Raw genomic sequence first — 21,028 nt, forward strand, 5'->3', positions numbered from 1 at the left:
GACAGTCCCCAATAAAACCTCTCCTCCCCGCCCGCCGCAGGCGGGTAATAACATAATAAGACATTTTGCATGTATTGCATATATTGTTAACAACATGTGCAATACATGCAAAATTATTAGTACTTTGATGGGATAGTTAAGGCTTAAGAAGTTGATATGAAACTTCTTTGTGCTTCAATCGTCTTTATGTAAGAGTCCATGTTTATTGATTCTTTATGACAATGGGGTCCAGCAAAAGACCCAAAGCATGCATTATATTGTATCATCCCATCTCAAAACAATCTTCAAGTAAAGGATACACAATGTCGGATAATCAATATAGACCAGACGATAACAGAGAGGCATTTCCTCCTTATCCGCCCCAACCGGGTCAAGGGTCCCAAGGGAAATTGGTGCTTGGCAATTTCCAGCAGCAACAGCAAAACCAACGTCCGCCACAGCCTTATCCTCAGCAACCAGGGCCTGGTCCACAGCCTTTTGGGCAACGCCAGGATGGGCCAGCCCAGCATCAACAACGTGGAAATCCACAGCCCTCGTCCTCACCTGCTGCATATCCTTATCATCAGCCAGGACAGGGACAGGGGAATCAATTCGGCAATGCACCTCAGCAGCAACCACCCTTTAAACCACGCAAGAAAAGAAATAAGCGCCGTATTGGCTGCTTGAGTGCGCTGGTTGTACTGATTGTGTTGATCATCTTCGGTGTGATCACATCACAGCGTGTACTGGCCTTCGGCTCCGCGATTTCAACCCAATCACCGCTAAGCACACAAACAAGCTATATGAACACAGGCGATCGTACCAACCTGCTGGTAATGGGTTACGGTGGAGGCAACCACGATGGGGCCAACCTGACCGACTCCCTGGTAGTGATCAGTATGATTCCTTCCACCCGGCATACATCGCTCATCTCCATTCCACGCGATCTCTGGGTACAGAATCCACCTGACTCAGGTACCTTTACCAAAATTAATGTCGTGTATCAAACAGCATCCAACAATGGTCAGAATCGCCAGGCTGGCGCCGACGCACTGACAAAGAAGATCAATCTGGTTACAGGTATGGATGTCAAATATTGGATGATGATCGATTTCACCGGTTTTAAAACCTTTATTGACTCGATTGGTGGCGTCGATGTCTATGTGCCAGATTCGTTTAATGCCTGTTACCCCAACAACGACGATGCAGCTAAAGATGCCAGTTGGAGAATAGTAGATTTCGAAAAAGGCAATCAGCATATGGATGGGGCTACTGCGATCAGCTATGCCCGCGCCCGCGAACCAGTAGAGGTTTGTAGCAAAGGAACATCCAAAAACCAGGCGGAGTTGACTGACTTTGGACGTTCAGCACGCCAGCAGTTAATCATCAAAGCCGCCCTGGCCAAGATTCGTGATATCACCACCTGGCCGCGCTTCTTCAGCGCCATGGACGCGCTGGAGCAAACCATTCATACCAATATGTCGCTGGCTGATCTGGGTCTCTTCTCCCAAAAGATGGACCTGACTGATCCACATACGGCCCGTATTGGACTCAGTACCAGCAATGTAATGGCTGTCGATACAGCAAGTGATGGGGAATCCATTGTGGTCCCACAGGGGAACAACTGGCAACTCATCAAGGATTATATTGCGAAAAATCTCTACAATTAGCCAGTACTAGCAGCCTGGAGATTTCTATTTATGAAAGTCTCCAGGCTTTTTTGTTTTTCACTAATTTACTATTTTATCCTATTTTTCATTTGCTCAGGGTTTGTGCTACAATGCCAACAACAGGCGCAATAAGATGTTGCGCTCCTCTCGATGGAAAGGGATGAATATGCCACAACGCGACGCGCGCCTCATTGGTGGGGTGTACCGCATCGGACAAACAATTACCTCTGGTGGGATGTTGACCACATCTACAGCTTATAACCACAATACGAATGATGTGGTTGGGTTATATATATTGGATATTCCTCCTACAGAGCAATTGGATGCACTTCCTACCTTGTTAAAACCTTATGAAAAGCGTCGCCTGGTTAATTCACCACACACATTACGCGTGCTTGATTGGGGAATAGATGATACACGTATCTATATCGCGACCGATCCACCACGTGGGATTACGCTTCAGCATGTATTGGATACAGAAAATATCACCCTTGAGCGAGCGTTAGAGCTTTGCCGCCAGATAACCATAGGGCTACAGGCGCTACACGCAGCAGGCATCTCAGGCCTGGATCTACGGCCACAATTAATTACGGTGGATACAGTGGGTATTCAGGATCGCGTCCAGATCGATGATATCGGATTGCGCCCGCTACTGCAGGCATTGCACTATATTAATCTGCAGAGCAGTTATGATATTGGCTACCTGGACCCACGTTATGCTCCTCCGGAGTATATCAATTATCAACGTTCCGGTCCCTGGAGTGATATCTATCAAGCCGGGCTGCTACTCTTCACCCTGATTACGGGTCGCCTGCCTTTTGTGGGGCGTACAGCAGCCGAGACTGGAATCTTGCAGGCCAATAGCCCTGTTCCCAGGATGCGAGTCTTTAAGCATCAGACACCAGACGAGGTACAACAACTGGTTGAGCGAACCATGGCCAAAGAGCCAGCCCGACGCTTCAGCAGCGCGACTGAACTACTCAAGGCACTGGAAACACTGCAGAGTCAGACGCAAACTTCAGTTCCCATCCCGGCGGCCAAAGAGACAAACACAGCACCAGATAAGAATGCTGGCTACACTGCGGAAATATCCCAGGCTGAAATGGAGGCTGCGATCAAGAAACCAGGAGGCCAGGGTGAAAGCGCCAGCAGCAGAAATATAGCCAAAAACGCGCAGCCTATACCCGCCAATATTCCCACCGAACAAGGCGTCTATGCATATCTCCGCTATGAGAAAGGCGAATACCCACAACGTATCGCCATCACCGAGTCCAGCATAATTGTCGGCCGCCTTGATCCTAAACGTGGACTCAGTCCCGATCTCGATCTCAGCCATATTGATCCGAAAATGAGCATCTCGCGTCAGCACGCTCGCATCCGCTTTGAGGGCACGTTTTTTACGATCGAGGACCTTAAGAGCCGCAATAAAACCAGGCTGGAAAACCTGGTGTTGACGCCACTCAAGCCTGAACTGCTTAATCATGGCGCACAACTTTCTTTCGGCAGTGTGCGCCTACGCTTCGAGGTCCCCGGCATGGAGACCCCACCAACACAAAAAAATGTCAGGAACTAGATGCTCGGCCGGGCACGGGACAAAATGGGATCTAGCGCGACACCAGTAGGGATAGTGCCAAATGCTCGCCCACCATCCTCTGCCAGGCGGGCGGCACAGAAAGCATCGGCGACCGCTGGATGGCCATGCTGGACCAGCAGTGCTGCTTGCCACAACAGCGCCATACGCTCTACCAGGCGCCGCGCCTGCCCTTCACGTTCTCCAACCGGCATATGCGCGATATCCTCTTGAAAACGGGTGCTGGCCAGATCCAGACGACGATCAGCCCGCGACCCTGCGCTATCTCAGCCAGGAACGCATCTAACGCCTGCGGCTCTTTTGCCATTGAGCGCAATACATCCAGGCAGATCACGTTACCAGAACCTTCCCAGACAGAATTAACTGGCATCTCGCGATAGATGCGCGGCATACCACTTTCCTCTACGTACCCATTGCCACCCAGGCATTCCAACGCCTCCGCCGCCAGTTGTGGACCACGCTTGGTGACCCAGTATTTGGCGATAGCGGTTCCTATACGCTGTATAAAACGCTCGTGCATATTAGTCCGTGACTGATCACTGGCACGTGCCAACCGAAAAGCCAGGATCGTGGCAGCATCTGCCTCAATAGCCAGGTCGGCCAACACATTGCGCATCAAGGGCTGTTCAAGTAAGCGGCGACCAAAGGCCTCTCGATACGCCGCATGGTGGGTAACCTGGGCTACCGCCTGCCGCATCATGGCAGCCGTCCCCAGGATACAGTCCTGCCGCGTACAATTAACCATCTCAATAATGGTGCGCACTCCATGCCCTTCCTCGCCGAGCCGCACTGCCCAGGCATCCACAAATTCGACCTCGCTGGAGGCATTGGAACGATTGCCCAATTTATCTTTCAAGCGTTGCAGGAAGAAGTGGTTACGACTACCATCAGGCAGGATGCGAGGAAGCAGAAAGCAGGTCAGCCCGCCAGGAGCCTGAGCCAGGACCAGGAAAAGATCACACATAGGGGCAGAGCAGAACCATTTATGGCCGGTCAATAGATAGGCCGGCTCCCCATGATAACCCATCACTGGTTGAGCCGGGTTATGTTAGCGCGCACATCTGAGCCACCTTGCTTCTCTGTCATGCCCATTCCACACAGCAGTCCTCGTTTCTCCTCAGGTGATCGCAAGCCTGGATCATACTCATTGGTGGTCAATAGCGGCAACCAGGGAGCAGTTGTCTCCTGGTAGGCTGCCAGGACCGGATAAGCAGCATGTGTCATGGATATAGGACAGCCATGACCGGCCTCAGCTTCTGTACACAAATAAAAAATAGCCGCCCGTGCGACATGGTTGCCCTGGGGCTGCTCATGTTGCCACGAAAGCGCATGGGCACCAGCCTGGACCGACATCTGCATCAACTTGTGCCAGGATGGATGAAAAGTCACCTCATCTACCCGGTGTCCATAGCGATCATGTGTCCTCAATGCCGGTACAAACGCATTCGCCTCCTGCCCCAGCCAATCACTTCCTCACTTCCCACCACATCTCCTAACTCAATCAAACGCTTTTCCGCCCAGTCAGCCCCCTCACGGCGCACACATTCAGCCAGTGTCACATCTTGCGTAAACGCATTATAGTTCATCAACGGTGGAGGCTGGTTGAAAACCTTATCGGTCGCAGACAATGCAGTAGAACGCTCAATGATGTCCATTGGTATCCCCTTTGATCTCTTGAACACAGAAAACAGGCAAATATAAACAGCAAAGATGAACGCTTGCTTCAACAAGTATAACATAGAACATGACCCATCTCGGTAAGCCCCTCCCCGCTCATTTCCCAGCATCTCGCCTGTACAATCCATCGTATTATAAACAATAAACCAGATTAGCTCCCGCGAATGTCTATGCCGTTCAATCGTATAAGTATGTCTGATCCTCATGACCACGGGAAGCGCGTCGTTGTCAGGCTCACAGGATCAGGCATGAAGGTCTAAGAGCGGCATTTATATTTTTAAAGAGGAAGAAAAGGAATCAGAAATGGGTACAAATCAATATCATGAACCAGCAGCAGAACTTTCACAGGAAACACGGACGTTTGCAAGAATCATAACGTCTCTACAGGAGGAGTGTGAGGCCATCAACTGGTATCAACAGCGTATTTCAGTTGAGCCAGATCCAGAAGCCAGGAAGATTATGCAACATGCTCAGGAAGAGGAGTTTTTACATTTTTCAATGGACCTGGAATTTCTGTTGCGCCGAACCCCTAAATGGAGGGTAGCCGCCAAAAATGTGTTGTTCCAGGATGGCAATATCGTGGATAATGCAGAAAAAGGCGAAGATCAGGAAGAAGAAGTCAATTAAATTCCATAAAAACGAAGGCAGCTCTATCCAGGATAGGGCTGCCTTCTTTTATGAGGTTGTGCTATTAAAGTGTTTTAGCAATCGCGATCAGGTCCGCGAGTAATCCCTGGCCGGTCTGCAAGCGGCCAGCCCCCGGACCACTGATAGTGACCGCCGAGAGTGAATCGCCATGGAAAGTGATAGCATTCATGGCGCCATTAACATGGGCCAGGGCATCATCAAGTGGCAAGGCGACCGGCTCGACGCGAGCCAGGAGTGGGGCCTGGGGATCGTCGGCAGCGCGCGAGATTGAGGCGATCAACTTGATGCGTTTACCTGCGCGGGCAGCCTGTTGGATCTGTTCCAATGTCACCCCGGTGATGCCCTGGCGCTGGACCTGTTCTGGCTTAATGAACTGTCCAAAGACAAGGGCCGCCAGAATAACAGTCTTGGCGACCACATCATAACCTTCTACATCAGCGGTGGGATCGGCCTCCGCATAGCCCTGTGCCTGGGCCTCAGCCAGGACCTCAGCATAGTCACGTCCCTCGGCCATAGCGCTCAGAATATAGTTTGTAGTGCCATTAAGAATGCCACGCACAGCCTGCACGCTGACTCCAGCCATACCTTCACTTACCGTGCTCAGGACCGGTGTCCCAGCCATCACGGTAGCTTCCATACGCAGTTGAACCCCCTGTTGCTGCGCCAGGGCCAATAGTTCACCCGCAGCCAGAGCGGCCGGACCTTTATTGGCAATAGTCACGTGCATACCCTTTTTCAGGGCGGTGCGGATATGACTGAGCCCAGGTTCGGCGTCCTGCAGATTGGTCCAGGTTGCCTCGGCCAGCACATCAGCCTGCGTCGCCTGTAAGCCTTCTACCACACTCGTCCAATGATCGACACCGGGATGCTGTGTTAGCGGCTGACGTTGAGCCGCCAGTTCGAGCAGGGTTGGAATATCCAGCCCCGCTTCACGGTAGATAAAACCATGGCGGCTATTAGCCACACTGACCAGCGAAACGTCAAGGTCGTAATCGCGTTGCAACAGTTCCCGCTTCTTATGCAAAAGCTCGGCCAGCCCCTGGCCCACAACGCCAAAACCGACAATAGAGAGGCGTACTTTTTTCATACTCACCAACCGACCTATATCCATGATAATTTGAGACGATCCAGGATACGTTTGATGGGACCCAGCTCTTGAATACCCAGGAAGCGGGATGCACGGACATAAACAAACAGCCCTGCAAAGACCTCTATGCCCAGTTTGATTATCGCCTCAATGGTACCCAGAAAGCCTGTCGACTGTCCGCTGGTGGTATCAAAAATACGATCAAGCAACTCACGAGCAATGAAGACGACTACCGCCATAGCCAGTGAGGCCAATAAAACACGGCCGATAAACTTCAGCAGTTCCCTGGTCTGCATATCGCCGATACGCTGATCTAATAACCAGAAAAGGACCGTTGCTTCCAATAGATTTGCCGCCGAAGTTGAGAAAGCGAGGGCCGCCAGCCCCCAGTTGGTTCCCCACACAGCCGCATTAACCACTACCAGGCTTAACGCAATCTTGAATACAAACTGGGCAATACTTACAATCACCGGGGTCTTAGTATCACGCATCGCATAAAATGAACGCGTCAAAAGTTCGACCGCGCATAGCCCCGCCAGGCCAAGCGAGAACGCAGCCAGTGGAAAGTAGGTAGCCTGTGCGCTACTTAAATTATAGTGACCATGCTGCAAGAGCACCTGGATTACAGGCAAGCCAAGAATGATCAAGCCAATACTGGATGGAATGGTCGTAAAGAGTACGCTCCGCAACGTTTCTAAAATCGTGCTACGCACACGATCAAAGCGACCCTTGGCCACATTTTCTGCCAGGGTAGGAAAGACCGCTGTAGCGGGCGAAAGTCCAAAGATACCAAAAGGCAAGAGCACTAGCTGAAAGGCCTGATAGTACTGCGTGACGCCGCCACCAGCGGAACCGACCACCAGCAAAATCAGGTTGCGGTCCACAAAGGTTGATAGGTAAATCATGGCAGAATTACCAATGCGCGGCACCATCGAGCGTCCAATCTGTATCACACCCGGATCTTTCCAATCAAACGAGCGTGTATACTTCATGCCGACTTTCAACAATCCAGGCACCTGTACACCAACCTGGAGGATGGCACCAACCACCACACCCCATGTGGCCGCATAGACCGCCACATGGACGTCGCCATGCCCGGCGAAGGCAAAGAAAATACCAGGTACCAGGCCACCGATCAGACCTACATTATAGAGGACCGAGCCAATAGCGGACAATTTGAAATCTTGTTGCGCGTTCAGTACCGACGTTACAATAACACCACCGCCCAGAACAACAGATTGCAGCAACATAATGCGTGTCAAAGAAGCAATGAGATCTAACTGAGCAGGGGGGCCCGATATTATATATGGGGACGATCTGACGAGCAAAGATAATTCCAAAGAGTGCCAGGACAGACATCACGGCCACAGCCAGGTTTAAGGCCGAACTGGCTACGTGCCAGGCTTTGCGCTCATCTTTTTCGCCGATCATAAAATTGGTGAACACAGGGATAAAAGCCGAGCTCAAAGCGCCACCCGAGACAATATTAAAAATAAAGTCAGGGATCAAAAAGGCCTGGAGATAAGCATCAGAGATCGGGCTGGTGCCAAACACATAGGCGAACATCGAAGTACGCAAAATACCAGGATACGACTGGCCACAAAGGCAATAGTCAAAATCGACATTGCGCGGCCAACCCGTACTTTCTGCAGCATGCCAGTATCTTGAGATGATGACGCTGCTGACTGCAGATTGGCTGCCGCCGCCAGGGCCTCGCGCTTAGGTAAGCTCAACCCATTGGGCGGTTGCGTAGATGAACGCACCGGCACCACCGTCTCATCATCATCATAGTCCGGCAATGATGTGCCTGGAGTAAATTGGGATGGCGATACTGGTGTACGTGGCACCCTGGGATTGGCACTCAGCGAACCACTCGGAGGGGGCAGGCTATCAGCCGCTCCTGATGGCTTACCACCCTTCCAGGGAAACATCGCGGTTACGTCTCCACCACGGATGCGACGCTGCTGGCGACGCATTCGCTCCTCACGCAGTTGCTGCAGACGTTCCTGACGTAGCTGAGCCATGGGCTGCGACGGCTGAGGCACATCAAAATACTGATATTCTGTGCCTTGTCCAAATCCCAGCGTCATGCCCATATCTTGTATTGGCTGCCGGGATTGCTCCTGGGATTGCTGCTGATATTGTTGTTGATATTTAGAAGGCACATGTGTCTGCTGAGGATCATGTGCCTGAGGAGGATATTGCGGTGCCGAGCGTCCAGGGCCCGGGGGAGGGGCAAAGGACCGAGGCGGAGCACCAGAAGGAGAGGGTGGCCTCACTTCTGTTGCGTCCTGGTCATACTGCCAGCTGTAATATCCTTGCTGTTCTGACGACCTCTGATCTGGTAGAGGCCTTTGCTGTCCTTCGTTTTCCACGTTCTTCTCTATCGATAAATCGCAATGAGCATAATAACTCAATCCAATGACATTTTATACAATATTGTGCGTCAAGCATACCATACTAGCACTGCTTCTGACTAGAGGATCAGTAGGATGGTACTCATCACTGATACACTATCGACCTGTTATCCAAAAGCAATCGGATATATGGCTGAGTCGCGGCTAGCGCGGCTACTATAAGCCAGGTGCTATTGCAAGAGTCATCGCGCGACCTGGCTGGTGCATCACTGAACCGTTCCATTTTATAGCACTGGTTATCAACAAGCCATTGGTAAGCGATAAAAGCAAAGCAGGAGATTTTGACACCAACAACAAAGTTCGTGAAACAAATGTCAGAGGAATCTGCTCTTACTTACATAGAACTCTTAAAACGAGGAAAAAAAAGACTCATCTCAATAGAGATACAATAATCGGAGGTTTGATGAAATCCAGTCCCCTATACAAAGGTGTCCTTCTCCTTGTAGTAGTACTCCCATTCCTTGCCACTATCTATGCTATGTGGGCACTCTGGAATAGAGCTGTCTTCCTATCAGATATTGTGATGCTCCTTATTATGTATACCTGTATTACTTTTGGCGTTACCGCCGGGTTCCACCGTATGTTGACGCACCGCAGTTTCCGGGCTCATCCAATCGTCAAATTCCTTTTATTGGTCTTTGGTTCAATGTCTTTGCAAGGATCGGCACTGGAATGGGCCGCCACGCACGTCAAGCATCATGCCCAGTCAGATAAAGAGGGCGATCCCCATAGCCCAACCGAGGGTTTTGTCCATGCTCACCTGGGCTGGCTATTCAAGGACCGCATGGCCGATCCAAACTTCTATTGCCGCAATCTGGTCAATGATCGCATGGTGGTTTTTGTCAGCCGCACATTCCTATTGTGGGTAGTACTCTCGCTGCTAATTCCTTTTGCAATTGGTGGCTGGCACGGTCTACTTTGGGCAGGGCTGGTACGCATCTTTATCGTGCACCATGTAACCTGGAGTGTTAATTCGATTTGCCACACATTTGGCAACCGCGAATTTGAGACCACCGATAAGAGCCGCAATGAATGGGTCGTTGGACTCCTCGCCTTTGGTGAAGGCTGGCACAATAATCACCATGCCTTTCCTCGTTCAGCTTTTCATGGCCTGCATTGGTGGCAGATAGATTTCTCGGCCTACCTGATTCGCGCCCTTGAACGCGTCGGACTGGCCAAAGAGGTTTATCGTATTCCTTCAGATATGCTGGCCCGCCGCTACCAAAATCCCAGGCCTAAAACAGCCGTGGTTACTTCATCTCCCATGGTAGAAAAAGTAGCCAGCTTGAGCAAATAAGTTACACAAAATAATACATATGTCAGGAAGACTGGTTGTCTTCCTGACTTTTTTAATATTCGGCCTGTGAACGTATCGCCATACTTTATGGAATAGTGCGGCTAGTAGCATAAAAAGCACCGGTCGCGGATAGATCTGGCATTTTAGTTCTACTGTTTGACACCAGCAAAAAACACCGATACAATCCCACATAGACTAGATGCGAGACAAGCGGATCTCGTTCATCAATCTCAGCATGACGACAGGATTTGCAATGAGGAGGCGTATTTTCTCAACATGAAACATCTTAACGCCGTTATTTTAGCGGGTGGCAGCGGCACACGTTTATGGCCCCTGAGTACACCCAGCTTTCCCAAACAATTTCTCCCACTCCCAAGTGGTCAAAGCATGATACAGGAGACGCTGGAACGTATTGCTCCACTCGTGACCCCCCAACAGTCCTGGGTTGTCACTGGTAAGAGTATGGCAGAGTTGGTTCAAGAACATTTACCAACCATTTCTGCTGATCACATTTTACGCGAACCCATGGGGCGCAACTCGGCTCCCGCCATCGCCTGGGCAGCGGCATCAATCGCCAGGCAGGATCCAGATGCGATTATGGCTATCTTCAGCGCGGACGCGGTGATTACCCAGGTCGAAAGTCTACGCCAGACGCTTGAACTGGCCTATGATTTGGCCGAACAGGGCAAACTGGTCACCATTGGTATCCAACCTACTTCACCAGAAACCGGCTATGGTTATATTCGCTTTGCAGATGAGATCAGCCAGGGAAGTGGCTATAAAGCCTTCCAGGTAGAGCGTTTTGTGGAGAAACCCAATCTAGAGACCGCTCAGAGTTATCTGGATGATGGCCATTACGTGTGGAATGCTGGTATTTTCATCTGGAGCGTGAAGGCGATTTTAGCTGAGTTTGCCAGCCATTTACCCAAAATAGCCGAGCAAATTCAGACCATTGTTGATGCGGCTCAGACCGAACATGCGCAAGCAACACTGGCCAGTGTATGGCCTGAACTACAATCTATTTCAATTGATTATGGCATTCTGGAAAAGACACAGAACCTGGCCGTCATTCCGGCACAGCTAGGTTGGAATGATGTTGGTAACTGGCAACAGTATGGCTCCCTCTTCCCCTGCGATGATAAAGGTATTCATGCGGTCGGCTCACATATTGGCCTGGGAAGCCAGAATGTGATTGTCTACAACAATACCAAACGCCGGGTCTACACTATCGGCCTGGAAGACACCATTGTGGTTGAAATGGAAGACATGACTGTTATTTGCCATAAAACTCATGTGCATCGCGTTAAAGAACTGGCTGAGCAACAGAATAAAAAAGCATAAAGTATTACTGCCCAAAAATGTTGGTGACCTCTTTTGCCTGATGCAAAAGAGGTCACCAACATTTTTGGGCAGTAATACTTTATGGCTCCAGCACACAGACGACCCGGAATATATGCTATAATTGTTGAGAGATTCGTAATGCCTCGTCAAGAAGGGGGTTTTCAATGCTACTCTCCAGACAACTATTCTCCAGCGGAGACACGCTCATCTTAACTATGCCAGACTTCACACAGCCAGGACGACTCCATACTCCAAGCAATGATACGCGCATAAAGATGGCATATTAGCCGGGATCAGCCAACCTGTTTTTCTTCACAGCAGAGGAGTTCCAATGAGGCATAAAAATATGCAGATTGTTGGCATAGATATACAATTTCTTGCGACTATGATAGACTTTGGTCGCTACGTCCAATTGATTATGTTGATCCAATGCTAATACAACAGGTACGTCCCACGAGTAAGGATGAGCCGAGAGCTCAATTTCCACCAGAACCGAACAGATGGAGATGATGCGTCCGACATGACTACAAGCAAACGCCATCATATATACATGCGCTGGCGCTTCATTGTCACTTTGTTCGCGACATTTAAGGGGAAGATGGTATGGTACCAGGAAAGTATTTTCGAGGGACTGCCGACCCGTACACTTATACCGGGCTGGTAGGAATGTTTCGTGGATAGAGTTTAGCGTAGCAAGGAAGGAAAGTACATATGACTACCCGTCCATATCGTCAGGTTATTCCAGAAGAAATTCTCGCCCTATCACATGAGCGTGATCTCCTTCGGCGTAAAGGACAATACGATCGTGCTGATGTTCTCAAGCAACAACTTGAGGACGCTGGCTACGTCGTCAAAGATAATCCACATGGGGCTCACCTGGTTATCCTACCTAACATTTTTGTAGATGGCACCTTGTATCATACTGCCCGCCAGTTACCTTCGTTGCTCGATGAAGTCGATCTTTGTACGTTTTCCGTCAATATTCTAGCCCAGAACAATAGTGAGCAGACACGTCGTTGTATCGATAGTGTGCTCAATAATGCAGGCGACACGACGATTGAGATCATTTTGATTGATAATGCATCCCAGGATGGCCTCGACATCTGGGCGGAAACCCTGCATCATCGCGATGCCCGTGTCCATGTCCTACGCGCAACCCGCAAAATGGGTGTGGCTGAGGCTCGCAACCTGGGACTCCAGCAGAGCCGTGGCCGCTATATTCTATTCCTGGATAGCAATGTCGAACTCACGGGCGACATTTTTACACCGCTTGCACACACACTGGAAGATCCTCAGGTAGGTCTGACCGGCCTGCGCGGACTGCGCACCGATGATCTGCGCCATTTTGAGGAGAGCGAGGAGGCTGAGGTGGAAGCTATTGATGGTCAGTGTATGGCTTTCAAACGCTCCCTCCTTAAAAAGACTGGTCTGCTAGATGAAGGATATCGTTATCCAGAATATATGGATGTAGACTTCTGTTTTGCTATTCGAGATCTTGAGATGAGTATCATTCGTACACCTGATCTGCCCTTACAGTCTCATCCGGCACCACAGAATGCTACCCTCTCCGATGCCGAGCGTACTCGTCTCGCCAAGCGCAACTTCTATCGCTATCTCTCTAAATGGGGTGATCGCGAAGACCTGTTGCTTGAAGGGTTCGATGATGAGTATGAGGACGAGGAGGACGAGGAGGAAGAAGACGAGGAGTAGATTCCGCTGCCTCTCCCTCTTATTAAATACCATCAGGAGTGAATATAGCATATTCACTCCTTTTATTTTTCCCCGTCGGATATCTAATACACTACATTAGTGTCCCCAAAATTTAGTATTTCTGCCCCTTATTTCTGATAAGTCCTCCCATGAAATTGTTTTCATAGTGTGGTGTCACAAATGCGCTTGTGCGCATTTGTGACACCACACTATGAAAACTGCTCAGGCTCGCCAGCGCACGTCCGCACGCTCTGTCCAGGTGCATTCACACCTACGGTGCCCGAACAATTTTCATGGTGTGATGCAGAAAATGCGCTTGTGCGCATTTTCTGCATCACACCATGAAAATTGTTCGGGCGCGCCAGCGCACGTCCGCACAGGAACGATTTGCTTCCCATAGGTATGGGAAGCAAGCACATTCTTAGAGATTGCAATTTATCTGTTGGCTGGAGGCATATGATATCATGTGAGTACATCCAGAAACAAACAGACCAGTTTTCATATCATTGAGGAAAGGTCGTACTAACATTGCAAACGTTTAAGAAGCGTGACGAGATTCCAACCGAGTATACCTGGAATCTTGAGAGCATCTATTCACAAGATGAGGCCTGGGAAAGCGATTTCCAACATATTCAGCAACGACTACCTGAATTGGAAGCATTAAAAGGAACATTGGCGCAAAGTGGGAGCGCCTTGCTCAAAGTGCTTCGCACCCGCGACGAAATCACAGAAGCGCTCGAAAAGCTTTATGTCTATTCTTCGATGCGCAAGGATGAAGATACTACTAATAGCAAATATCTGGCTATGGCTGATAGGGCAATGCAATTATTTGTGCGTACATCCACCGTTGCTGCTTTTATTGAGCCAGAGATTCTAGCGCTGCCGCAAGAGACCCTCAATCAGTATATTCAACAGACTCCTGGCCTGGAGCTCTATAATGTTCAGTTGCAGGATCTCAACCGCAAACGCCCACATGTGCGTTCAGCCGAGGTAGAAGCTGTACTGGCTGCTGCCGGTGAGATCAGCGATGCGCCCGATTCTATCTTCTCAATGATCGATAATGCGGATCTAAAGCTACCAACAATTCGCAACGAAGAAGGGGAAGAGATTGAACTGACACAGGGCAACTATCTCACATTTATTCGCAGCAAAGATCGCCGCGTACGCAAAGATGCTTTTGAGGCTTTGCACAGTACATTCTTAAAACAGCGCAACACCATTGCAGCGACACTGGCAGCACAGGTGAAGACGGATATCTTTTACACACGCCAGCGTAACTATAGTTCTAGCCGCGAACGTGCGCTCTCCCGCTACAACATTCCAGAGAGCGTCTATGATAATCTGATCTCTACGGTCAGTGAGCATATCCCATTGCTCAATCGCTACATGAAGCTGCGCAAACGCATCCTGCAACTGGATGAGTTGCATATGTATGATCTCTATACACCGATTGTTGAAGAGACCACGGATGCAGTCACGTATGCCCAGGCCCGCGATACTATTACCGAGGCATTAGCACCTCTCGGTAAAAATTACATTTCAGTGCTCAAAGATGGTTTTTCAAAGCGCTGGATCGATGTCTTCGAGACCCCTGGTAAGCGCGGTGGGGCCTATAGTGGTGGCGCGTACGGCACACAGCCATTTATCCTGCTGAACTTCCAGGAGAAACGCGAAAGCATGTTTACACTGGCACATGAACTGGGCCACTCCATGCATTCGTATTTCACACGCAGCAATCAGCCCTATCAATACGGAGACTACACCATCTTTGTGGCCGAGGTTGCTTCTACTCTCAATGAAGGCCTGCTCACCGAATATCTGCTAAAAAATACGACTGATAAAGCGGTCCGCATCGCCATTCTCAATCACTCGTTAGAAGATATTCGGGCAACCCTCTTCCGACAAACCATGTTTGCCGAATTTGAACAACAAATTCATAGCCAGGCAGAAAAAGGTGAAGCGTTAACTGCCGACACCTTGACTACCATGTATGCCGGACTCAACAAAAAATACTATGGTGGAGAAGCTGTCATCGATAATCTGATCGGCATCGAATGGGCACGCATACCTCACTTTTACTACAATTTCTATGTCTACCAGTATGCTACCGGCATTTCAGCAGCCTCTGCTCTGGTACAACAGATTCTCACCGAGGGTCAACCAGCGGTAGAGCGCTATCTGAAATTCCTCAGCTCTGGCTCATCCGACTACAGCATTGAACTGTTGAAAAAAGCTGGTGTCGACATGACGACACCTGAACCTGTGCGCCAGGCATTCCAACTCTTTGAAACTCATCTTTCCCAGATGGAAGAGCTCCTGGGCTAATTAACCTTTCAACATCAAAAAACATGAAGCCCCATCAGCTCTGCATAGTAGGGATAATGGGGCTTCATCCACTTGCCAGATTTCAGCCCGCTAAATGCCAGCCGCCGTTACAAAGCACACATAACTATCTTGCTCTGTTATACAATTCATGCATGGTAGAGATTAACTGTATCCTTTTGATCCCCCTTATGAGTATCACAAAGGAAGGGTGGATAACTAACCCAACCCTGACTGACGAATATGTAGGAACTACATTCAAAGGAGATAAAGACATATGAGTGAGTATGAAGATAAAAAAGATTTAGGAACCCAGGGCAGTGAAGATACAGTAAAAGGTAAATTAAAACAGGCTGCCGGTAAAGTACAGAGCGCACTTGGTAAAACAACCGATAATCCCAAAGAAGAAGCTCGCGGCGATGCCAAGCAGTTTGAAGGCAAAACTCAGTCGACCGTTGGTCACACCGAGCGCAAAATTGACAACACCCTGGATCCCAACAAATAAGGTGTAAGTAGCCCCTTCCCCACTGTTAAAAAATCATGTCTACTACACCTGAACATTAAAAGAGCAACCAGATCAGCTGGTTGCTCTTCTTTATTATAACCACTTATTGCTGGTCAGCTAATCAAGGATTAACCCACTCACGACCATCTTTAGCAATCAATTCATCGGCCTCTTTAGGACCCCAGGTTCCCGCGGGGTAAGGATAGACTGTCTCTGGTCCCATCTGCTTCCAGGCATTGGTAATACTATCGATGATACGCCAGGACTCCTCGATCTCATCACGGCGAATAAAAAGGGTCGAGTCTCCCAGAATACAATCGGCGATCAGGCGCTCATAGGCCTCTGGCAACTCGATACCAAAGACGGTCTTATACGAGGCATCCAGATCTATCGTAGAGAGATCATTAGCCGCCCCCGGCTTCTTCGCGCCAATCAAGAGAGATATGCCTTCTTCGGGCTGTATGCGCAGGATCAAGCGATTCGGTTTCATGCCCTTCATTTCTTCTTGTGAGTAAAGCTGGTGGGGCACACGCTTGAACTGAACCATAACTTCGGTACTACGTTTGGGAAGACGCTTGCCTGTACGAATATATATCGGCACATCAGCCCAGCGCCAGTTCTCAATATACAATTTAAGCGCCACATAGGTATCAGTAGTAGAGTTTGGGTCGACACCCTTCTCTTCTTTATAACCTATTACTCGCTGACCATCCAGTACTCCCGCCGTATACTGACCGCGTACGGTCCTCTCGGCGACCTGCTCAGGTGTCATTGCGCAAATGGCTCGCAAGACTTTTACTTTCTCATCGCGAATATCGTTCGCCGAGAAATCAGCTGGAGGCTCCATGGCGGTCAAAGAGAGGATCTGCATCACGTGGTTCTGCACAATATCTTTGATCGCGCCCGCATGTTCATAATATTCAGCTCGATTCTCGATGCCCAGGCTTTCCGCAACCACAATCTGAATATGATCAATATATTTTTGATTCCAGAGTGGTTCCATAATACTGTTGGCAAAGCGAAATGCAATAATATTTTGAACAGTCTCTTTTCCCATGTAGTGATCAATACGATAGATCTGATCTTCACGGAAAACGCTGCCAATTACTTTATTGAGAGCCTTAGCCGATTCCAGGTCGTGTCCAAATGGCTTTTCCGTAATAATGTGGACCCAGGGCTTCTTTCCATTCCCATTCCCGTTGCCATTCTGCGCCGATGAAGCCGGTTGGGCCAGGCCAGCCTTACCAAGATGATTGATAATCTCAACATCGGTATCAGGTGGTGTGGCTAGATAATACAGGCGATTTCCGCCGGTGCCCTGCTCTTTATCAAGCTTCTCAAGTAGTTGCTTCAGGCGTTGATAGCCCTCATCTTCATCAAAATTTGACTGGCAATAAAAAAGACGCTGCGCAAATGCCTGTTTACCAGCGTCATCCAGTTTATCATCGGCAGGCATATATTTATCAAGCGAGTCGAGCACCATTGAACGCCAACCATCATCACCCAGGGGTCGACGGGCAAAAGCCACAATGCAAATGGTCTCCGGCTGGGGATGATCGTGAATAAGATGGGCCAGGGTCGGTAGGATCTTGCGCTGTGCCAGATCGCCCGTGGCCCCAAAAAGTACAATCGCACAGGGATCAGGCGTACGACCACTTTGCCAGATCGTATGTTTCTTCAACTGTGGTGCAGTAGCTTGTTGAGTCATAAAAGTTTCTCCTCAAGAATACAGAACAATCTTCCCAACCTGTACATAGTCCACTAGAGGGCGGCATTGACCACTACGAGCAAACGTACACGTCTATGATATATACGCACCACACGTATCACACTTTGACATATATTCATTTGTTGAGCAAAAAAGCAGTTGACTGGTACCTTTGGGTGGCGACTCTTCACACCTTTTTGTCTTACCCGATCGGCCACCAGCTACACATCTTTATTAACAAAATTAGAGGAGAACTCATGGCCCGCATGAATTATGACGTAACTATTATCGGGGGTGGCTCCGCTGGCTTGACTGCGGCGCAAATAGCTCATTCGCTAGGAGCTCGAGTCCTTTTAATCGATAAGGAGCGCCTGGGGGGCGATTGCCTGAACTATGGCTGTGTGCCGAGCAAAAGCTTGATCCATGTGGCGCACGTGGTACGACAGGCGCGCCTCGCTACCCAATTCGGCCTGCAGCCGGGCAGTGGCCAGGTCGATATGGAAAAGGTCAGTCAGTATATTCAGCAAGTGATTGCTCGGATTGCTGTCAATGAACAGGAGTACACAAATGGGGTGGATGTAGCCTTTGGGAAGGTAACATTTCAATCCTCAACGACCCTGCGGCTCAATGAAACGGATATCACCACGCGCCATACATTAATCGCCACTGGTTCACACCCTGCGCTACCTGCTCTGCCAGGCCTGGAGGAGATCGAGTATCTGACCAATGAGACAATTTTTGATCTGTCTCGCTTGCCAGCATCGCTCATCGTAATAGGGGGTGGGCCCGTAGGGGTCGAATTAGCCCAGGCCCTGGCACGTTTAGGCACTCGGGTCACTATTGTACAGCGCGCACCACAATTACTACCACGCGAGGATCTAGAAATCGCTACGGCCCTCACTGGCATACTACGTAATGAGGGAATAACTATTTATACCCATGCCCAACCCATGCAGGTAAGCCAGCAAGGCAATAAAAAATGCCTTACAATAAAACTGGAAGACAAAATCCTTGAGTTGGAGACCGATGAACTGCTAATTGCAACCGGCCGCCAACCTAATGTAGCGGACTTGAATTTAGAAGCTGCCGACATCATATATACTGAGCAAGGTATTCAAGTCAACGAGTATCTACAAACAAGCAACTCCAATGTTTTTGCGCTAGGAGATGTAATCGGGGGCTATTATTTTACTCATGTCGCAGCTTACCAGGCAGGCGTAGCTATACGCAATGCGCTCTTCCCTATCAGAAGACAAAAAGTCGATTATCGCGTGGTTCCCTGGTGTACTTTTACCGATCCAGAAGTGGCACACATTGGCCTGACACAAGCAGAGGCCGAGAAACACTACAAGCATACACGAGTGGTGACGTTCCCCTGGAATGAGATCGATCGTGCCAGATCGAAGGTGCCCCTGCAGGCTTCATCAAATTAATCCTGAAAGGCCGTAAAGAGGAGATCGTTGGCGCACATCTGATTGGCACCCGAACGGGCGATTTATTGGGTGAACTGGCCCTGGCTATGAAACACCACCTCTCCATCAGCCATATCTACAATACCATCCATCCTTATCCAACGTACAGTACAGGGCTCCAACAGGCTACATTTCAAGCATATTTACATGGAGGCGCCGTTGTTACTAACCGTAGATTGATTCAAACCGTGCTACGAATGAAAAAGTAGCCGTTGAGCGTGTGTTCGATTCCCATGTCCTTCGCACGCTCTGTCCATGTGCTTTCATACCTGCGGTGCTCAACATTGTTTTTGTAGTGTGGTGTAGAAAATGCACAAAGAGCATTTTCTACACCTTATACTAAAACTTGTGCGGGCGCGCCAGCGCACGTCCTCACAAGGGCGGCACGCTTCCCATGCTGATGGCTCACTCTCTTCTCTTAAGGAGCCATAAGCTTCAGGAAGCCATAATTTTCTTGCGCCGGGGAACACTATCGCGTACATATTTCAGAATTTGTACTGGCGGGCTGGCCATAATAATAGCTATCAGCGCACAGAACAGAATCGGCATTAAGAGGGCCAGGGTCACCGTTCCTGCCAACGGGATATGGAAGAGGGCCATACAGACAAATTGGAGGACAATCAGGAGCAGTAATAAACCGGCAGAGGTTGACAGTGAAATGGCTTTCCAACGCGCGCGAAAGCGGGCATCCAGCGTCTTCTGGCGTAGTTGCGCCTGCTCAGATGCACTCTGCTGTAATGTGATCAACTGGCGCCTCTCGTCGTCAAGGCGCTGCCGCTCCTTATCCAACGACTCGGCCATACGCTCTACCTCACGCTTCAAATGCACCACTTCAGCCAGATAGCGATCTCCATCACTGCGTGCTTGTAGCCCTACTGTCTGCACAAAGCGCTGCAGGGCGTCTGGCAGCTCAAACCCAGCGTCAGAGGTATCCAACACCTGAGCCAGCGCCTCCAGACGTTGCTGTATCTCTTCGTCCACCGAGCGCTCAAAGCGTTGCGCGAAATCCTGCTGGACGACGTTCAGGGCGCTATATTCATCATACAGACGATTACGCTCATCCATCAACTCCAGGAGATGCGTTTGATAATGAGCAATGTCCTGCTGATGTCCACTGTGGATCACAGCAATCTCGGCCTCAAATCGAGCCTGCAATTGCGTCTTTTCATCACTCAATTGCTGCATAGTCCCTTGCAATTCATCCAGAGTGGCCCGCAAACGCTGATTTTCTTCACGTAGTTGCACCATCTGTCGCCAGGATATTTTAACCGCAGGTGCCTCAGCCCCAAGAGGAGGCAAGGTATCCGTGTTTTTATCGGATTGCTTCTGCTGTAAAATCTGTTGCCGACCTTCATTCAAGGCACTACGATGGTCAAACGTACGTGGAAGCTTCTCAAGTGCATCAGTCGTCTGCGAAAGCTTCTCAAGTGCTTCAGGAAGATTCTCAAGTGCTCCAGTCGTTTGTGAAATTTCTTCCGATGAAAACATTTTTACCCTTGCTCCTTTACGTACCGCAAAAACATACAGCGATGATAGTGCGTAGAATGCAACTACATTATTGAGCGTTCCTTGTTATAGATTATGCACGTAAGTTCGTAAAGATT

Annotated in this window: 14 protein-coding genes and 3 pseudogenes; 9 read left to right on the forward strand and 8 right to left on the reverse strand. The window is 49.5% G+C overall.

The features are described from left to right. Positions 1 to 302 precede the first annotated feature (302 nt). Both EL645_RS01955 and EL645_RS01960 read left to right on the forward strand, forming a co-directional pair. On the forward strand, positions 303 to 1,649 hold the full coding sequence (locus EL645_RS01955) for an LCP family protein (RefSeq protein WP_161977033.1): 1,347 nt from the start codon (positions 303 to 305) through the stop codon (positions 1,647 to 1,649). A gap of 166 nt (positions 1,650 to 1,815) precedes the next feature. Beyond that, entirely contained in the window at positions 1,816 to 3,222 is a 1,407-nt protein-coding gene (locus EL645_RS01960) for an FHA domain-containing serine/threonine-protein kinase (RefSeq protein WP_161977034.1), read from the forward strand. On the opposite strand, the pseudogene EL645_RS45170 reads toward EL645_RS01960, so the two are convergent. Beyond that, a pseudogene (locus tag EL645_RS45170) lies at positions 3,219 to 4,895 on the reverse strand (isovaleryl-CoA dehydrogenase). The gene EL645_RS01960 and the pseudogene EL645_RS45170 overlap by 4 nt on opposite strands. A gap of 325 nt (positions 4,896 to 5,220) precedes the next feature. Between EL645_RS45170 and EL645_RS01970 the strand changes: the two are divergent. Further along, positions 5,221 to 5,544, forward strand: a complete 324-nt coding sequence (locus EL645_RS01970) for a ferritin family protein (protein WP_126548484.1) — start codon at positions 5,221 to 5,223, stop codon at positions 5,542 to 5,544. 64 nt (positions 5,545 to 5,608) lie between these two features. On the opposite strand, the gene EL645_RS01975 is transcribed toward EL645_RS01970, so the two are convergent. From EL645_RS01975 to EL645_RS01990, 4 genes and pseudogenes are all read right to left on the reverse strand, one after another. Further along, on the reverse strand, positions 5,609 to 6,652 hold the full coding sequence (locus tag EL645_RS01975) for a homoserine dehydrogenase (protein ID WP_246035499.1): 1,044 nt from the start codon (positions 6,650 to 6,652) through the stop codon (positions 5,609 to 5,611). A 14-nt stretch (positions 6,653 to 6,666) separates the two neighbouring features. Then, entirely contained in the window at positions 6,667 to 7,992 is a 1,326-nt protein-coding gene (gene murJ, locus EL645_RS01980; protein WP_307720554.1) for a murein biosynthesis integral membrane protein MurJ, read from the reverse strand. 19 nt (positions 7,993 to 8,011) lie between these two features. After that, a pseudogene (locus EL645_RS45175) lies at positions 8,012 to 8,218 on the reverse strand (lipid II flippase MurJ); the annotation flags it as partial. After that, a complete protein-coding gene (locus EL645_RS01990; RefSeq protein ID WP_126548488.1) occupies positions 8,158 to 9,027 on the reverse strand; it encodes a hypothetical protein in 870 nt (289 codons plus the stop codon). The pseudogene EL645_RS45175 and the gene EL645_RS01990, both read right to left, overlap by 61 nt. A 445-nt stretch (positions 9,028 to 9,472) precedes the next feature. Here EL645_RS01990 and EL645_RS01995 point away from each other — a divergent pair, with 445 nt between their 5' ends. Then, positions 9,473 to 10,366 carry an acyl-CoA desaturase gene (locus EL645_RS01995; protein WP_126553974.1) on the forward strand — a complete coding sequence of 298 codons (894 nt, stop codon included), beginning with the start codon at positions 9,473 to 9,475 and terminating at the stop codon, positions 10,364 to 10,366. Between the two features lie 276 nt (positions 10,367 to 10,642). Next, positions 10,643 to 11,707 (forward strand): mannose-1-phosphate guanylyltransferase, encoded by a 1,065-nt coding sequence (locus EL645_RS02000; RefSeq protein WP_126548489.1) that lies wholly within the window; start codon positions 10,643 to 10,645, stop codon positions 11,705 to 11,707. A gap of 283 nt (positions 11,708 to 11,990) precedes the next feature. On the opposite strand, the gene EL645_RS02005 is transcribed toward EL645_RS02000, so the two are convergent. Then, positions 11,991 to 12,251, reverse strand: coding sequence for a hypothetical protein (locus EL645_RS02005; RefSeq protein WP_126548490.1), 261 nt, complete (start codon positions 12,249 to 12,251; stop codon positions 11,991 to 11,993). A gap of 167 nt (positions 12,252 to 12,418) precedes the next feature. On the opposite strand from EL645_RS02005, the gene EL645_RS02010 reads away from it, so the two are divergent. The 3 genes from EL645_RS02010 (at position 12,419) to EL645_RS02020 (ending at position 16,244) form a co-directional block, all read left to right on the forward strand. Then, positions 12,419 to 13,417 (forward strand): glycosyltransferase family 2 protein, encoded by a 999-nt coding sequence (locus EL645_RS02010; RefSeq protein ID WP_126548491.1) that lies wholly within the window; start codon positions 12,419 to 12,421, stop codon positions 13,415 to 13,417. Between the two features lie 528 nt (positions 13,418 to 13,945). Then, positions 13,946 to 15,742 carry an oligoendopeptidase F gene (gene pepF, locus EL645_RS02015; RefSeq protein WP_126548492.1) on the forward strand — a complete coding sequence of 599 codons (1,797 nt, stop codon included), beginning with the start codon at positions 13,946 to 13,948 and terminating at the stop codon, positions 15,740 to 15,742. Positions 15,743 to 16,016: 274 nt separating this feature from the next. Then, the gene (locus EL645_RS02020) at positions 16,017 to 16,244 is read left to right on the forward strand and encodes a CsbD family protein (RefSeq protein ID WP_126548493.1); all 228 of its coding nucleotides are present in this window, start codon (positions 16,017 to 16,019) and stop codon (positions 16,242 to 16,244) included. 121 nt (positions 16,245 to 16,365) lie between these two features. Here the strand turns inward: EL645_RS02020 and zwf are convergent, their stop codons facing one another. Next, a complete protein-coding gene (gene zwf, locus EL645_RS02025; protein ID WP_126548494.1) occupies positions 16,366 to 17,952 on the reverse strand; it encodes a glucose-6-phosphate dehydrogenase in 1,587 nt (528 codons plus the stop codon). Between the two features lie 266 nt (positions 17,953 to 18,218). On the opposite strand from zwf, the pseudogene EL645_RS02030 reads away from it, so the two are divergent. After that, positions 18,219 to 19,633, forward strand: a pseudogene (locus EL645_RS02030) (dihydrolipoyl dehydrogenase family protein). Positions 19,634 to 19,859: 226 nt separating this feature from the next. Here EL645_RS02030 and EL645_RS02035 read toward each other — a convergent pair. Then, on the reverse strand, positions 19,860 to 20,912 hold the full coding sequence (locus EL645_RS02035) for a hypothetical protein (protein WP_126548495.1): 1,053 nt from the start codon (positions 20,910 to 20,912) through the stop codon (positions 19,860 to 19,862). Positions 20,913 to 21,028: the final 116 nt, after the last annotated feature.

Source organism: Dictyobacter kobayashii (genome assembly GCF_003967555.1).
In the GTDB taxonomy this organism is placed as follows: domain Bacteria; phylum Chloroflexota; class Ktedonobacteria; order Ktedonobacterales; family Ktedonobacteraceae; genus Dictyobacter; species Dictyobacter kobayashii.

Excerpts from the sequence above, each read along its gene's own strand:
- EL645_RS01955 (WP_161977033.1), top strand. The coding sequence starts at position 303 with ATGTCGGATAATCAATATAGACCAGACGATAACAGAGAGGCATTTCCT.
- EL645_RS02010 (WP_126548491.1), top strand. The coding sequence starts at position 12,419 with ATGACTACCCGTCCATATCGTCAGGTTATTCCAGAAGAAATTCTCGCC.
- EL645_RS01970 (WP_126548484.1), top strand. The coding sequence starts at position 5,221 with ATGGGTACAAATCAATATCATGAACCAGCAGCAGAACTTTCACAGGAA.
- EL645_RS02005 (WP_126548490.1), bottom strand. The coding sequence starts at position 12,251 with ATGATGGCGTTTGCTTGTAGTCATGTCGGACGCATCATCTCCATCTGT.
- zwf (WP_126548494.1), bottom strand. The coding sequence starts at position 17,952 with ATGACTCAACAAGCTACTGCACCACAGTTGAAGAAACATACGATCTGG.
- EL645_RS02035 (WP_126548495.1), bottom strand. The coding sequence starts at position 20,912 with ATGTTTTCATCGGAAGAAATTTCACAAACGACTGGAGCACTTGAGAAT.
- EL645_RS02000 (WP_126548489.1), top strand. The coding sequence starts at position 10,643 with ATGAAACATCTTAACGCCGTTATTTTAGCGGGTGGCAGCGGCACACGT.
- EL645_RS01960 (WP_161977034.1), top strand. The coding sequence starts at position 1,816 with ATGCCACAACGCGACGCGCGCCTCATTGGTGGGGTGTACCGCATCGGA.
- EL645_RS01975 (WP_246035499.1), bottom strand. The coding sequence starts at position 6,652 with ATGAAAAAAGTACGCCTCTCTATTGTCGGTTTTGGCGTTGTGGGCCAG.
- EL645_RS01995 (WP_126553974.1), top strand. The coding sequence starts at position 9,473 with ATGAAATCCAGTCCCCTATACAAAGGTGTCCTTCTCCTTGTAGTAGTA.
- EL645_RS02020 (WP_126548493.1), top strand. The coding sequence starts at position 16,017 with ATGAGTGAGTATGAAGATAAAAAAGATTTAGGAACCCAGGGCAGTGAA.